Origin of the sequence: Actinokineospora auranticolor (assembly GCF_002934265.1) — a bacterium.
GTDB classification, from domain to species: domain Bacteria; phylum Actinomycetota; class Actinomycetes; order Mycobacteriales; family Pseudonocardiaceae; genus Actinokineospora; species Actinokineospora auranticolor.
Genome location: NZ_PTIX01000004.1, coordinates 46,898 through 60,895 on the forward strand (window position 1 = coordinate 46,898; position 13,998 = coordinate 60,895).

Here is a 13,998-nt window from a genome sequence, read left to right on the forward strand (position 1 = left end):
CGCGCACACGGCCTGCCAGAGGTGTTCGAGGGGATCCCCAGCGTCGAGGACCCCGGGGCGGGCGCGGGCGGGGCACGGCGTCCAACCACCGAGGCTGAGCGGTTGGACGACGCGCTCCCAGGCTGTACCGAAAAAACGAAAACGTTGACGTAGACGAGATCCAATGGGGGCTAGGTGGATCCGACGAGAGTTGACATATTCGCTCTCCCGGCCGTCGAAATCGAGCTGTCCCGGCTGTCGTCCGTGTGCTCGCCAAGAACCTCGGGTGAGGACCCGGAGCACGTCGAGACGCTGTTGTTGGCAGAAGGGGAGCTTCCGCCCATTCTGGTACACCGACCGACGATGCGGGTGGTCGACGGCCTGCACCGGTTGAAGGTGGCACGGGTACGCGGAGACCGGACAATCGCGGCGCGGTTCGTGGACGGCACCGAATCCGACGCGTTCGTCCTGGCCGTCGAGGCGAACATCCGGCACGGTCTGCCGCTTTCGCTCGCCGACCGCAAGCGCGCGGCGGCCCAGATCATGGGGACGCACCCGCAGTGGTCCGACCGGCGGGTGGCGTCGGCGACCGGCATCTCCGCGGGCACCGTGGCCGACCTGCGCAGGCGCGGCGGGGAAGGCGGCAACGAGGCCAGGATCGGGCGGGACGGCCGGATCCGGCCCGTGGACAGCACGGAGCGCCGCAAGCAGGCCGCCGACCTGATCCGCAGCGACCCGGGGCTGTCCCTGCGCCAGGTCGCCAAGCAGGTCGGCATCTCCCCGGAGACGGTCCGGGACGTGCGGGGCAGGCTGGAGCGCGGCGAGAGCCCGACCCCGGACGGGAACCGGGCGCTGCGGCCCAAACCGCACCCGCTGACCTGGCCGGAGCCGGACCTCGGCCGCGCCGTGGACCGGGAGCGCCTCGCGGTGCTGGAGCGGCTCAAGGCCGATCCCGCCCTGCGGCTCAACGAGGTCGGCCGGATCCTGCTGCGCATGCTCGCCATGCACTCCATGGACGGGCAGGAGTGGGAGCGGATCCTGCGCGGTGTGCCGCCGCACCTCTACGGCGTGGTCGCGGCGTTCGCCAGGGACCACGCCCGGGTGTGGGCGGGGTTCGCCGACCACCTGGAGAACCGGGCGACCGACGTGTCGCACGACGAGCACGACCTGCGGGGAGTCTCCTCCCGGTCGTGATCGGGGACGCCCCGGTGGGGCGGTGGCCCGGGGTGTGCCGACGGGCTGACGGCACACGGGACGGGTGATCACGCGGCGGCGAACCGGGCCGCGGCAAGCGAATACGGGCAGCGCGCGGTGTGGCCGGGCTTCGACGACGAGGCCGGTCCCACCCCGCGCGGTCGTGCCGTGCCCGCACTCCGCGGCGCGGCGGTGCCGTGCTCCGTGCTGCCTGCCCTGCCGACATTCTCGACGTTCTCGACGTGGTCCGGGCGCGGGCGCTCGGCGATCGGTCTCCGGACTTCGCAGGTGTCCAAGCCCGAGGTTGGACACCGTCCAAGTGGACGGCAGGGAGTAGCGGTGGACATCGGGAAGGCGCTCGTCGTGGGCACCGGGTTGATCGGGACCTCGGTCGCGTTGGCCCTCCGCGAGCGCGGGGTGGCGGTGTACCTGGCCGACGTCGACGCGCACGCCGTGCGGGTGGCCGGGGAACTCGGCGCCGGGCTGCGCTGGTCCGGTCAGGGAGTGGACCTGGCGGTGATCGCCGTGCCGCCGCACGCCGTGGCGGCACGGCTGGCCGAGTTGCAGCGGCGGGGCGCCGCGCGCGCGTACACCGACGTGGCCAGCGTCAAGGCGGGCCCGGTGGCCGACGCGCGACGGCTCGGGTGCGACCTCGTCTCTTACGTACCAGGGCATCCGCTGGCGGGCCGTGAGGTGTCCGGCCCGGCGGCGGGCCGCGCGGACCTGTTCGCCGGTCGCCCCTGGGCGCTGTGCCCCGGCCCCGAGGCGGGCGCGGACGCCTTGGACCTGGCGCGGGAACTGGTGTCGCTGTGCGGCGCTGAGGCCGTGACCGTGGACGCGGGCGCGCACGACTCGGCGGTGGCCCTGGTGTCGCACGCCCCGCACGTGGTGGCGTCGGCGGTGGCGGCGAGCCTGGCGGGTGGCGACGACACCGCGCTCGGCCTGGCGGGGCAGGGATTGCGGGACGTGACGCGGATCGCGGCCGGGGACCCGGTGCTGTGGCGGTCGATCCTCGCGGGCAACACCCTGCCGGTGGCCGGGGTGCTGGAGCGGGTCGCGGCCGACCTCACCGCCGCGGCCGCGGCGCTGCGGTCCGGTGACCTGGATACCGTGGCGGACCTGCTGGGTCGGGGCGTGCGCGGTCACGGTCGGATCCCCGGTGCGCGCGGTCGAGTCCTGAGCGGGTAAGGGAATCGCCGCGGGCGGCCGGTGCGCGGGGTCCGCGTCCAAGTGCCGAAATGCTCGCTTGGACCAACTCGTGGACACCGACTCGATTCAGCACGATTGGGTTCGCCGACTTCGCGTGTGAGAGGGATGCCCGCATGGACGTGGTGTTGCGCTTCGGGGCACCGAACAAGACTGACGACGACCCCGACCCCTGGTCGACCGAGGTCCGCCGGGGGACGGTGCGCCGGGTGCTCGCCTACTTCCGGCCGCACCTCGGGAAAGTGGCGCTGTTCGTGCTCGTCGCCGTGCTGGAGTCCGCCGTCGTCATCGCGACTCCGTTGGCGCTCAAGGAACTCATCGACGGGGGCATCCTCAAGGACGACCTGGGCCTCGTGGTCTGGATGGCCTGCCTGGCCGCCGGGTTGGCCGTGGTGGGCGCGGGGTTGACGCTGGTGTCGGCCTACATCGCCGGGTGGATCGGCGAGGGGGTCGGCTACGACCTGCGGGTGCAGTCCCTCGACCACGTCCGGCGGCTGCCGATCGCGTTCTTCACCCGCACCCAGACCGGGGTGCTGGTCGGCAGGCTGCACACCGAGCTGATCATGGCCCAGCAGGCGTTCAGCCACCTGCTGATGGCGGCCACCAGCGCGCTCACGGTGGTGCTGGTGCTGGTCGAGCTGGTCTACCTGTCCTGGCTCGTCGCCGCCGTCACGGCCGTGCTGATCCCGGTGTTCCTCGTGCCGTGGGTCTACGTGGGACGGTTGATCCAGCGGCGCACCACCCTGCAGATGGACGCGAACGCGGGCCTCGCGGGCGTGCTCCAGGAGCGGTTCAACGTGCAGGGGGCCATGCTCGCCAAGCTCTACGGCCGCCCCGACGAGGAGGTGGCCGAGTACCGGGACCGGGCCGGGGTGATCCGCCGGATCGGCGTGAGCCTGTCGGTGTGGGGTCGGATGGCCTTCGTCATCATGGGGTTGATGGCCTCGCTGGCCACCGCGCTGGTCTACGGGATCGGCGGCGAACTGGTGCTCGCCGGTGCGTTGCAGCTGGGCACCCTGGTCGCCATCGCCACCCTGCTCGGGCGGCTGTTCGGGCCGATCACCCAGTTGTCGGGGTTGCAGGAGACCGCGCAGACCGTGGTGGTGAGCTTCTCCCGGATCTTCGAACTGCTCGACCTCAAGCCGCTGATCGAGGAGCGCCCGGACGCGGTCGCGCTGGAGCGGGGCGTGGCGCCGGACATCGAGTTCGACGACGTGTCGTTCCGCTACCCCACCGCGGACGAGGTGTCGCTGGCGTCGCTGGAACACGTGCGGGCCGGGCGCGGCACCGAGGAGATCCCGGTGGAAGTCCTGCGCGGCGTCGGTTTCCGCGTTCCGGCGGGCACGCTCACCGCGCTCGTCGGACCGTCCGGCGCGGGCAAGAGCACCCTCACCCACCTGGTGTCGCGGCTCTACGACCCGGTTTCCGGTGTCATCCGCGTCGGCGGGCACGACCTGCGGGACCTCAGCTTCGCGTCGCTGCGCGACACGGTCGGGGTGGTCAGCCAGGACGCCTACCTGTTCCACGACACCATCCGGGAGAACCTGCTCTACGCGCGTCCCACCGCCACCGAGGACGAGCTGGTCGAGGCGTGCAAGGGCGCGCAGATCTGGGACCTGATCGAGTCCCTGCCGCGCGGGTTCGACACCATCGCGGGCGACCGCGGCTACCGCCTGTCGGGCGGGGAGAAGCAGCGGCTGGCCATCGCCCGGCTGCTGCTGAAGGCGCCGTCGGTCGTCGTGCTCGACGAGGCGACCGCGCACCTGGACTCCGAGTCGGAGGCGGCCGTCCAGCGGGCGCTCAAGACCGCGCTGCGCAGCCGCACCTCGCTGGTGATCGCCCACCGGTTGTCCACGATCCGCGAGGCCGACCAGATCCTGGTGATCGAGGGCGGCGGTGTGCGGGAGCGCGGGACGCACGACGAGCTGCTGGCCGCGGGCGGCCTCTACGCGGAGCTGTACCGCACGCAGTTCGCCCGGTCGGAGAGCAACGGTTCCCCGCCGGACGGCAACGGTTCCGCGCCGGTGCGCCAGGTGGTCCGCGAGGGCGGGCGATGAACACCGCGGCGCGGGCCGCGGTGCCGGACCTCTTCGCGTCCCGAGTGGACCGCGCACCCGACGCGGTGGCCGTGGTCGACGGGGACCGGGTGCTGACCTACCGGCAGCTCGACGCGCTCGCGGGCCGGTTGGCCGCGCGGTTGGCGGCTCGGGGTGTGCGTCGTGGCGACCGCGTCGCGGTCCTGCTCGACCGCTCGGCGGACCTGCTGGTGGCGCTGCTGGCCGTGTGGAAAACCGGGGCGGCGCAGGTGCCCGTGGACGCCGCCTACCCCGCGCGGCGGGTGGCGTTCATGGTGGCGGACTCCGGGGTGTCCGCGGCGGTGTGCTCGCCTGCCACGCGCGAAGCCGTGCCTGACGGCGTCGAGGCGGTCGTTGTCACGGATGAGGACGCGGGCGACGCGCTCGCCGTCGAGGTGCGCCCGGGGGACCTGGCGTACGTGATGTACACCTCCGGTTCGACGGGCACCCCGAAGGGCGTGGCCGTACCGCACCACGGTGTCGCCGCGCTGGTGGGCGATCCCGGCTGGGCGGTGGAACCCGGTGACGCGGTCCTCCTGCACGCGCCGCACGCCTTCGACGCGTCCCTGTACGAGATCTGGGTGCCGCTGGTGTCCGGTGCCCGCGTGGTGATCGCGGCGCCGGGGCCGGTCGACGCCCGACGCCTGCGGGAAGCGGTCGCGGGTGGGGTGACGATGGCGCACCTGACTGCGGGCAGTTTCCGGGCGGTGGCGGAGGAGTCGCCCGAGTCCTTCGCGGGGCTGCGCGAGGTGTTGACCGGCGGTGACCTGGTGCCCGTGCACGCGGTCGACCGGGTGCGGCGGGCGTGCCCCGGGGTGCGCGTGCGGCACATGTACGGCCCGACGGAGACGACGCTGTGCGCGACGTGGCACGTACTCGAACCGGGTGACGTCCTGGGGCGGGTGTTGCCGATCGGTCGGCCGCTCGCCGGCAGGCGGGCCCAGGTGCTCGACGCGTCGCTGCGGCCCGTGGCGCCCGGTGTGGTCGGTGACCTCTACCTGTCGGGCGCCGGTGTGGCGGACGGCTACCTGGGGCGGCCGGGTCTGACGGCGGAGCGGTTCGTGGCGGACCCGACCGCCGCGGGTGCGCGGATGTACCGGACCGGGGACCTCGCCCAGTGGACCGGGGACGGCGAACTGCTGTTCGCGGGCCGGGTCGACGACCAGGTGAAGGTCCGCGGGTTCCGGATCGAGCCCGGTGAGGTCGAGGCGGCGCTGACCGCCCAGCCGGACGTGCACGAGGCCGTCGTGCTGGTGGTCGACGAGCGCCTGATCGGGTACGCGGTGTCGGCCGTCGATCCCGACCTCATCCGCGCGCGCCTTGGCGCGGTCTTGCCCGAGTACCTGGTCCCGACCGTGGTGATCACGCTGGACTCGTTGCCGTTGACCGCCAACGGAAAGGTTGACCGGGCCGCGCTGCCCGTTCCCGACTTCACCGCGTCCGCATCGGGGCGCGAACCCGCCACCGAGGCGGAACGGGTCCTGTGTGGACTGTTTGCCGAAGTCCTCGGGCTGGACCGGGCCGGTGTCGACGACGGCTTCTTCGCGCTGGGCGGGGATTCCATCATCGCGTTGCGCCTGGCAGCCCGCGCGGCCAAGGCGGGTCTGCTCGTGTCGCCGTCCGAGATCTTCCGGGAGAAGACCCCGGCGCGTCTCGCGGCCGTGGCGCGCCCCGCCCCCCTCGACGGCGCTGTCGACGACCCGCTGATCACGCTGACCGCCGAGGAAGCGGCGGAGTTGGCGGTCGTCGCCCCAGGAGTGGAGGACGTCTGGCCGCTGGCGCCGCTCCAGGCGGGCCTGCTCTTCCAGACGACCCTCGACGACCAGGGCGTCGACATCTACCAGACGCAGTGGCTCGTCGAGCTGACCGGGCCGCTGGACGTGGCCGGGCTGCGGGGCGTGTGGGACGCGGTCTTCGCCCGGCACGCCGAACTCCGGCTGAGCTTCCACCGGCTCGCGTCCGGCCGGGCCGTGCAGGCCGTCGCCCGGCACGTCGCCCTGCCGTGGCGGGAGGTGGACCTGACCGGCGCGGACGACGTCGAAGCGGCCGTCGCGGCGTTGATCGAGCAGGAGCAGCGCGAGCGCTTCGACCTGGCCAACGCGCCGCTGTTCCGGCTGGTGCTGGTCCGGCTGGCCGCGGACCGGCACCGGTTGCTGGTCGTCAACCACCACATCCTGACCGACGGCTGGTCGGTGGCGGTCATCCTCAACGAGGTCTCCGAGGCGTACGCGGCAGGTGGGCGGTTCCCGCTGCGGTCGACCGCCTCCTATCGGGACTACCTGGTCTGGCTGGAGAGCCAGGACAAGGACGCCGCGCGCGCGGCCTGGCGGGCTGAACTGTCCGATGTGGACGAGCCGACGCTGATCGCGAAGACCGACTCCGGGGTGGACTACGGCTACCGCGTCACCCACCTGCCGCCGGACGTGCGCACCAGGCTGATCGAGTTCTCCCGCGACCACGGGCTGACGCTGAACACCGTGGTGCAGGGCGCCTGGGCGCTCGTGCTGGCGCGGCTCGCGCGGCGCACCGACGTCGTGTTCGGCACCACGGTCGCCACCCGCCCCGCCGAGCTGCCGGGCGTGGAGTCGATGCCGGGGCTCATGATGAACACGGTGCCGGTCCGGGTCCCGCTGGACGGCGGGCAGCGGGTCGTCGACCTGCTCACCGGGGTGCAGCACCGGCAGGTGGCGCTGATGCCGCACCACCACCTGGGCCTGACCGAGATCCAGAAGGCGGCCGGACCGGGCGCGGTGTTCGACACGCTGCTGGTCTTCGAGAACTACCCGCGCGACTTCGCCGAGCGGTTCACCTACCTGGGCACGGTCGAGGGGACCCACTACCCGGTGACCGTCGGCGTCATCCCGGGCGAGGAGTTCCGGATCCAACTCGCCTACTGGACCGGGCAGGTCGAGCGGGCCGTCGCCGATTCCCTGCTGGAGTGGTTCGTCGGGGCCATCGACGCGGTGGTCACCGACCCGACCGGCCTGGTGGGGCGGATCGGCGTCGGGCCCGGCACGGTCCACCCCGCCGAGCCCGCGTTGGTCTCGGGGGAGCCGCTGCCGGTGTTGGTCGGGCGCGTGGCGGCCGAACGGCCGGACGGTGTGGCCGTGGTGGACGGTCGCGGTGAGTTGTCGTACGCGGAGTTGTGGGACCGGGCCGTGCGGTTCGCGGGTGTCCTGCGGGCGCGCGGGGTCGGGCGGGAACGCCGTGTCGGTCTGGTCGTGGAGCGGTCGTCGTGGTGGCTGGTCGGGATGTTGGGGGTGTCGCTCGCGGGTGGCGTGTTCGTCCCCGTGGACCCGGCCTACCCTGCCGAGCGCGTGCGGTTCGTCTTCGGCAGCGCCGACCCGATGCTGGTCGTGTGCTCCGGTCAGACGCGCGGCGCGGTGCCCGCGGAGTTCGGCGACCGGCTGGTGGTCATCGACGAGGTGGACTTGGCGACCGGCGCCGGTGTCGAGCTGCCGTCCTTGGACGTGCGGGACGCGGCGTACGTGATCTACACCTCGGGGTCGACGGGGACGCCGAAGGGTGTCGTCGTGACCTACTCGGGCCTGGGGAACCTGGCGCTCGCGCACATCGACCGCTTCGGTGTGACGCCGTCGTCGCGGGTGCTCCAGTTCGCGGCGCTCGGCTTCGACACCATCGTGTCCGAGGTGATGATGGCGCTGCTGGCGGGGGCGGCGCTGGTGATGCCGCCGGACGAGGACCTGCCGCCCCAGGCGTCGTTCACGGAGGCGTTGCGGCGGTGGGACATCACGCAGGTGAAGGCGCCGCCGTCGGTGCTGGCCACCGCCGACGAGCTGCCGGACCGGCTGGAAACCGTTGTCGCGGCGGGGGAACTCTGCCCGCCCGGCCTGGTGGACCGGCTGTCGGTGGGCCGTCGGATGATCAACGCGTACGGCCCGACCGAGACCACGATCTGCGCGACGATGAGCCTGCCGCTGGCGCCGGGCGGTGACGTGATCCCGTTCGGCAAGCCGGTCGCGGGTGTGCGCGGCTACCTGCTGGACTCGTTCCTGCGCCCGTTGCCGCCGGGGATCACCGGTGAGCTGTACCTGTCCGGGATCGGTGTGGCCCGCGGCTACCACGGTCGATCGGCGCTGACGTCGGAGCGGTTCGTCGCCGACCCGTTCGCCCCCGGCGAGCGGATGTACCGCACGGGCGACCTGGCGTACTGGACCGACCGGGGCGGGCTGGTGTCCGCCGGTCGGGCCGACGACCAGGTGAAGATCCGCGGGTTCCGGGTCGAGCCCCGCGAGGTCGAGTTCGCCCTCTCCAGCCACCCGCGGGTGGCCCACGCCGTGGTGGTCGTCCGCGACGGCCGCCTGGTGGCCTACGTGTCGCCCGACGATGTCGACCCCCGGGAGCTGCGGGACGACCTCTCGTCCCGGTTGCCCCCGTACATGGTGCCCGCCGCGGTGATGGCGCTGGACGCCCTTCCGCTGACGCCGCACGGGAAGGTCGACCGGCGCGCGTTGCCGGAACCGGACTTCTCGTCGAGGTCGGTCGGCCGGGAGCCCGCCACCGCGGCCGAGCGAATCCTCTGCGGGGTGTTCGCCGAGGTGCTCGGTATCGACCGGGTCGGGGTCGAGGACAGCTTCTTCGAGTTGGGTGGCGACTCGATCTCGTCGATGCAGGTGGCGGCTCGCGCGCGCCGCGACGGCATCTCCCTGACGCCGCGACAGGTCTTCGAACTCCGGACCCCTGAACGGCTCGCGCAGCTGGTGGCCGATTCGCCGCTGCCGCGACCGGAGTCCTCGACGGCCGACGATGGTGTCGGCGACGTCGAGCTGACACCGGTCATGCGGATGTTCGCGGATGGTGTCGCGGGAACGGGATTCGCGCAGTGGGCGGTGCTGGCCGTGCCTTCGGATCTGGCGGAGGAGGCCTTGGTGGCCGCGCTGGCCGCCGTTGTCGACACGCACGACATGTTGCGTGCGCGGGTCGTCGACGGCGAAGCGGGACGACGCTTGGTCGTGGGTGAGCGCGGTTCGGTGGACGCGGCCGGGTTGGTCCGGCGTGTCGTGGTCGACGGCTCGCTCGACAACGCTACGGCGGACGCGGCGCGCGGGGCGGTGGGCCGGTTGGACCCGCTCGCGGGCGTGGTCGTCCAAGCCGTGTGGTTGGCCGCGGGGCCGGATCGCCTGGGGCGCTTGGTCGTGGTGGCGCACCACTTGGTGGTGGACGGGGTCTCCTGGCGGATCCTCGCGTCGGACCTGCGAGCGGCCTATGAGGCGGTGGCCGCCGGACGTGATCCGAGGCTGGAGCCGGTGGCTGTGTCGTTCCGGCGTTGGGCGGGTCTGCTGGCGCAGTGGGCGGTCTCCGCCGAGCGGGTCGCCGAGCTGGACGCGTGGAAAGCGGTTGTCGGACAGGGCGATCAGCCGGAAGCCGTCGCGGCGGGCGAGGTGCGGTCGCGGTCGTGGGTGGTGCCCGCGGCCGAGACGTCTGTCCTGGTGGGACGGGCCCCGGTGGTGTTCCACTGCGGGGTGCACGAGGTACTGCTGGCCGGGTTGGCGGGCGCGGTGGCCCGCCTGCGCGGTGGGGACGTGGTGCTGGTCGACGTGGAGGGCCACGGCCGCCACCCCGTGGACGGCATGGACCTCTCCCGCACGGTCGGCTGGTTCACCAGCGCGCACCCGGTGCGCCTCGACGTCTCCGGGATCGACTTGGCCGCCGCGGTCGCCGGGGGCACCGCGGCCGGGACGTTGCTGAAGGCGGTCAAGGAGCAGTCGCGGGCGGTACCCGGCGACGGGCTCGGATACGGGTTGCTGCGCCACGCCAACAGCGAGACCGGACCGGTGCTGGCGGCGCTGCCGTCCGCGCGGATCGGGTTCAACTACATGGGCCGGTTCGTCGCGGGCGACCAGGGCGGCACCCGGCCGTGGCAGCAGGTCGGGGACATCGGGGGCGCGATGGACCCGAGCACGCCGCTGCCGCACGACCTGGTCGTCAACGCGATCGTCCAGGACCTGCCCACCGGTCCGGAACTGGCGCTCATGGTCGAGTGGTCGGACGGCCCGGTCGCCGAGGCCGAGGTGGAGCGGCTGGCGGGGGAACTGCTCGCCGTGCTGGCCGGGCTGGCCCGGCAGGCGGGCGACCCGGCGGCGGGCGGGCGCACCGCGTCCGACTTCGCCCTGCTCGACCTGGACCAGGACGAGATCGAGAGCTTCGAGGCGCTGGCGGCGCAACTCAGTGAGGGGCAGACATCGTGACCACATCGAACCCGTCCTCCGGGGCCGCGCTCGCGGAAGCCTGGCCGCTGTCGCCGATGCAGGCGGGCATGCTCTACCACTCCTCCTTGGACGGTGAGGCGCCCGACATCCAGATCACCCAGCAGACGCAGTTCGTCGACGGGCCCCTGGACGCGCGGCGGTTCCGGGCGTCGTGGCAGGCGCTGCTGACCCGGCACGCGGCGCTGCGGGCGTGCTTCCACCCGCGCAAGTCCGGCGAGCCGGTGCAGCTCGTGTTCCGCGAGGTGCCGCTGCCCTGGACCGAGGTCGACCTGTCCCACCTGCCCGAAGCGGACGCGCTGGTCGAGGTGACCGCGATCGCGGAGCGCGAGCGCGCGAGGAACTTCGACCTCGCGAAACCCCCGCTGCTGCGGCTGGCGCTGGTCCGGCTCGGCCCGCTGCGGCACTGCCTCGTGACGACCGCCCACCACCTGGTCATGGACGGGTGGTCGCGCGCGATCCTCGAGTCGGACCTGCTCGCGATCTACGCGGCGGGCGGCACCGCCTCGACGCTGGGCGCCCCGGGCTCCTACGGGGACTACCTGGCCTGGCTGGACCGGCAGGACAAGCAGACCGCCCGGGAGGCGTGGCGCGCCGAGCTGGCGGGTGCCGACGGCGCGGCCCTCGCCCTGCCGGACCGGCCGGGTGGGGCCCCGGCACGCCACGCCCTGGCCCGGGTCCGGCACTCCCCGGAGTTCACCGCCACCCTCACCGAGTTCGCCCGCGGTCGCGGGTTGACGCTGAACACGCTGGTGCAGGGGGCCTGGGCAGTGGTGCTGGCCCGGTTGACGGGTCGGACCGACGTGGTGTTCGGCGCCGTCGTCTCGGGGCGCCCGGCGGAGCTGCCCGGTGTGGAGCAGACCGCGGGGCTGTTCATCGGCACCGTGCCCGTGCGGGTGCGGTTGGCGGGCGGGCAGTCGGTGCTGGGGCTGCTGGCGGAGATCCAGGAGCGGCAGTCCGCGCTGATCTCGCACCACCACCTCGGGCTGCCGGAGATCCAGAAGCTCGGCGGGGCGAACTTCGACACGGTCGTGGGGTTCGAGAACTACGCCGACCCGGCCGCCGCCGCGGCGTCCCCCGGCGACCTGCGCCTGACCCTGCGGGAGTACCACCAGGCGACGCCGTACGCGATCACGCTGGTGGTCGTCCCCGGCGCGGGCCTGGGGATCGACCTGCTGCACCGCACCGACGCGGTCGACGCCCGGCTCGCCGAGCGCCTGCACCGCGGGCTCACCCGCGTGCTGGAGCGGGTGGTCGCCGAGCCCGACGCGCTGGTCGGCGCGCTGGACGTGTTCGGTGACACCGTGCCCGAGCCCGGGCCGGTCGAGGCGGCGGTGCCCGGTTCCGCGCTGGAGCTGTACCGCGCGCAGGTGGACCGGGCGCCCGACGCGCCCGCGGTGCTGGCCGGGGGCCGGGTCTTCTCGTACGCGGAGCTCGACGAGTGGGCGGGCAGGCTCGCGGGCGCACTGGCGGCCCGGGGCGTGCGGCGCGGTGACCGCGTCGGGGTGGTGCTGGAGCGGTCGGTCGAGCTGCTGGTGACCTGGATCGGCGTGTGGCGGGCGGGTGCGGTGTTCGTGCCGGTGTCGCCGGACTACCCGGCGGACCGGGTGGCGTTCATGCTGACCGACGCCGCGGTCACCGCGGTGGTCTGCGCGGCGGACACCGAGCGGGCGGTGCCGGAGGGCTACTCGCGGCTCGTCGTCGACGAGGCCGTGGCGGGCGAGGCGCCTTCGGTTCCCGTCGGGGCGGACGACCCGGCCTACGTCATGTACACGTCCGGGTCGACCGGAACGCCGAAGGGCGTTGTGGTCCCGCACGGGGCCGTGGCGTCGCTGGCCGCCGACCCGGGATGGGGCGTGGGGCCCGGGGACACGGTGCTGGTGCACGCACCGCACACCTTCGACGCGTCGGTGTTCGACGTGTGGGTGTCGCTCGCCCTGGGGGCGCGGATGGTCGTCACCGGGCCGGGGCCGGTCGACGCGGCGCGGCTGGCCGCGCACGTGGCGGAGGGCGTCACCGTGGCGATGTTCATGCTGGGGCAGTTCCGGACGCTGGCGCTGGCGTCACCGGAGTCCTTCGCGGGGCTGCGCCGGGTGTGGACCGGTGGCGACGTCGTGGCGCCCGAGGTGGTGGACCGCGTGCGCTGGGTGTCCCCGGGCCTGCGCGTCGACCACATCTACGGCCCGACGGAGAACACGGTCATCGTCGCCTGGTGGCCGATCGAGCCGGGTGACCGGCTGGGGCCGGTGCTGCCGATCGGCGGGCCGTTGGCGGGCAGGCGGTTGTACGTGCTGGACGCCTTCCTGCGCCCGTTGCCGCCGGGCGTCCCGGGTGAGCTGTACATCGGGGGCGCGGGCATCGCGCTCGGCTACCTCAACCGCCCGCCGCTGACCGCGCAGCGGTTCGTCGCCGACCCGTTCGCCGCGGGTGCGCGGATGTACCGCACCGGCGACGTCGTGCACTGGAACGAGGACCGCGAGCTGGTGTTCGTCGGTCGGGCCGACAACCAGGTCAAGATCCGCGGCTTCCGCGTCGAGCCGGGCGAGGTGGAGGCGGTGCTCGGGGGCCTGCCGGGCGTCGACCACGCGGTGGTGGTGCCGCTCGACGGCCGCCTGGTCGGCTACGCGGTGTCCGATGTGGACCTGGACCCGGCGGCGCTGCGCGAGCGGCTCGTCGAGGTGCTGCCGGAGTACATGGTGCCCTCGGCGGTGGTGGTGCTCGACTCCCTGCCGGTGACGCGGAACGGCAAGATCGACCGGGCGGCGCTGCCCGCCCCGGACTTCAGCGGGCTCGTGTCGGACCGCCTGCCCGCCACCGAGGTCGAGCAGGCGCTGTGCGCGCTGTTCGCCGAGGTGCTCGGTCTGGACCGGGTCGGCGCGGATGACAGCTTCTTCCAACTGGGCGGTGACTCGCTGCTGTCGATGCAACTGGCGGCGCGGGCACGGCGCGACGGGTTGACCTTCGGCGCGCGGGAGGTGTTCGAGCACCGGACGCCCGCGGGGATCGCGCTGGCCATCGACGCGGCCGTGAACGGCGCGGCGCGGGTGCGAACCGCCACGTCCGACGTCGCGCTCCTCGACCTGGACCAGGCCGAGATGGACGAGTTCGAGGCGGAGTTCGACGACACCCGCTGACTTCGCGGGGCGGTGGCGGTCTGGACGAGCCGGATCGCCGATTTGTCCGACCGCACAAGGCTTTGCGCGCGATCACGGCGGGCGCGTTGGACATGTTGTCCGCGCCCGCCCGGCGGGCGGATGATTCCGGCACGGGGATTTCCCGCGTCCGCCTTCGGCCCGTTCGGCCCGCCACAGCGGACG

The 13,998-nt window shown here is 73.5% G+C and carries 3 protein-coding genes and 1 pseudogene; all 4 read left to right on the forward strand.

Features of this window, described 5'->3' with window-relative positions:
• Positions 1-342 precede the first annotated feature (342 nt).
• The 4 genes and pseudogenes from CLV40_RS08825 to CLV40_RS40715 all read left to right on the forward strand — a co-directional run bounded on the left by CLV40_RS08825 (position 343) and on the right by CLV40_RS40715 (position 13,815).
• Positions 343-1,173, forward strand: coding sequence for a winged helix-turn-helix transcriptional regulator (locus CLV40_RS08825; RefSeq protein ID WP_342752253.1), 831 nt, complete (start codon positions 343-345; stop codon positions 1,171-1,173).
• Positions 1,174-1,512: 339 nt separating this feature from the next.
• A complete protein-coding gene (locus CLV40_RS08830; protein ID WP_104478377.1) occupies positions 1,513-2,361 on the forward strand; it encodes a prephenate dehydrogenase in 849 nt (282 codons plus the stop codon).
• Between the two features lie 134 nt (positions 2,362-2,495).
• Positions 2,496-4,436: an ABC transporter ATP-binding protein gene (locus tag CLV40_RS08835; protein ID WP_104478378.1), complete on the forward strand. Its 1,941-nt coding sequence runs from the start codon at positions 2,496-2,498 to the stop codon at positions 4,434-4,436.
• A gap of 44 nt (positions 4,437-4,480) precedes the next feature.
• Positions 4,481-13,815: pseudogene (locus tag CLV40_RS40715) on the forward strand (amino acid adenylation domain-containing protein).
• Positions 13,816-13,998 lie beyond the last annotated feature (183 nt).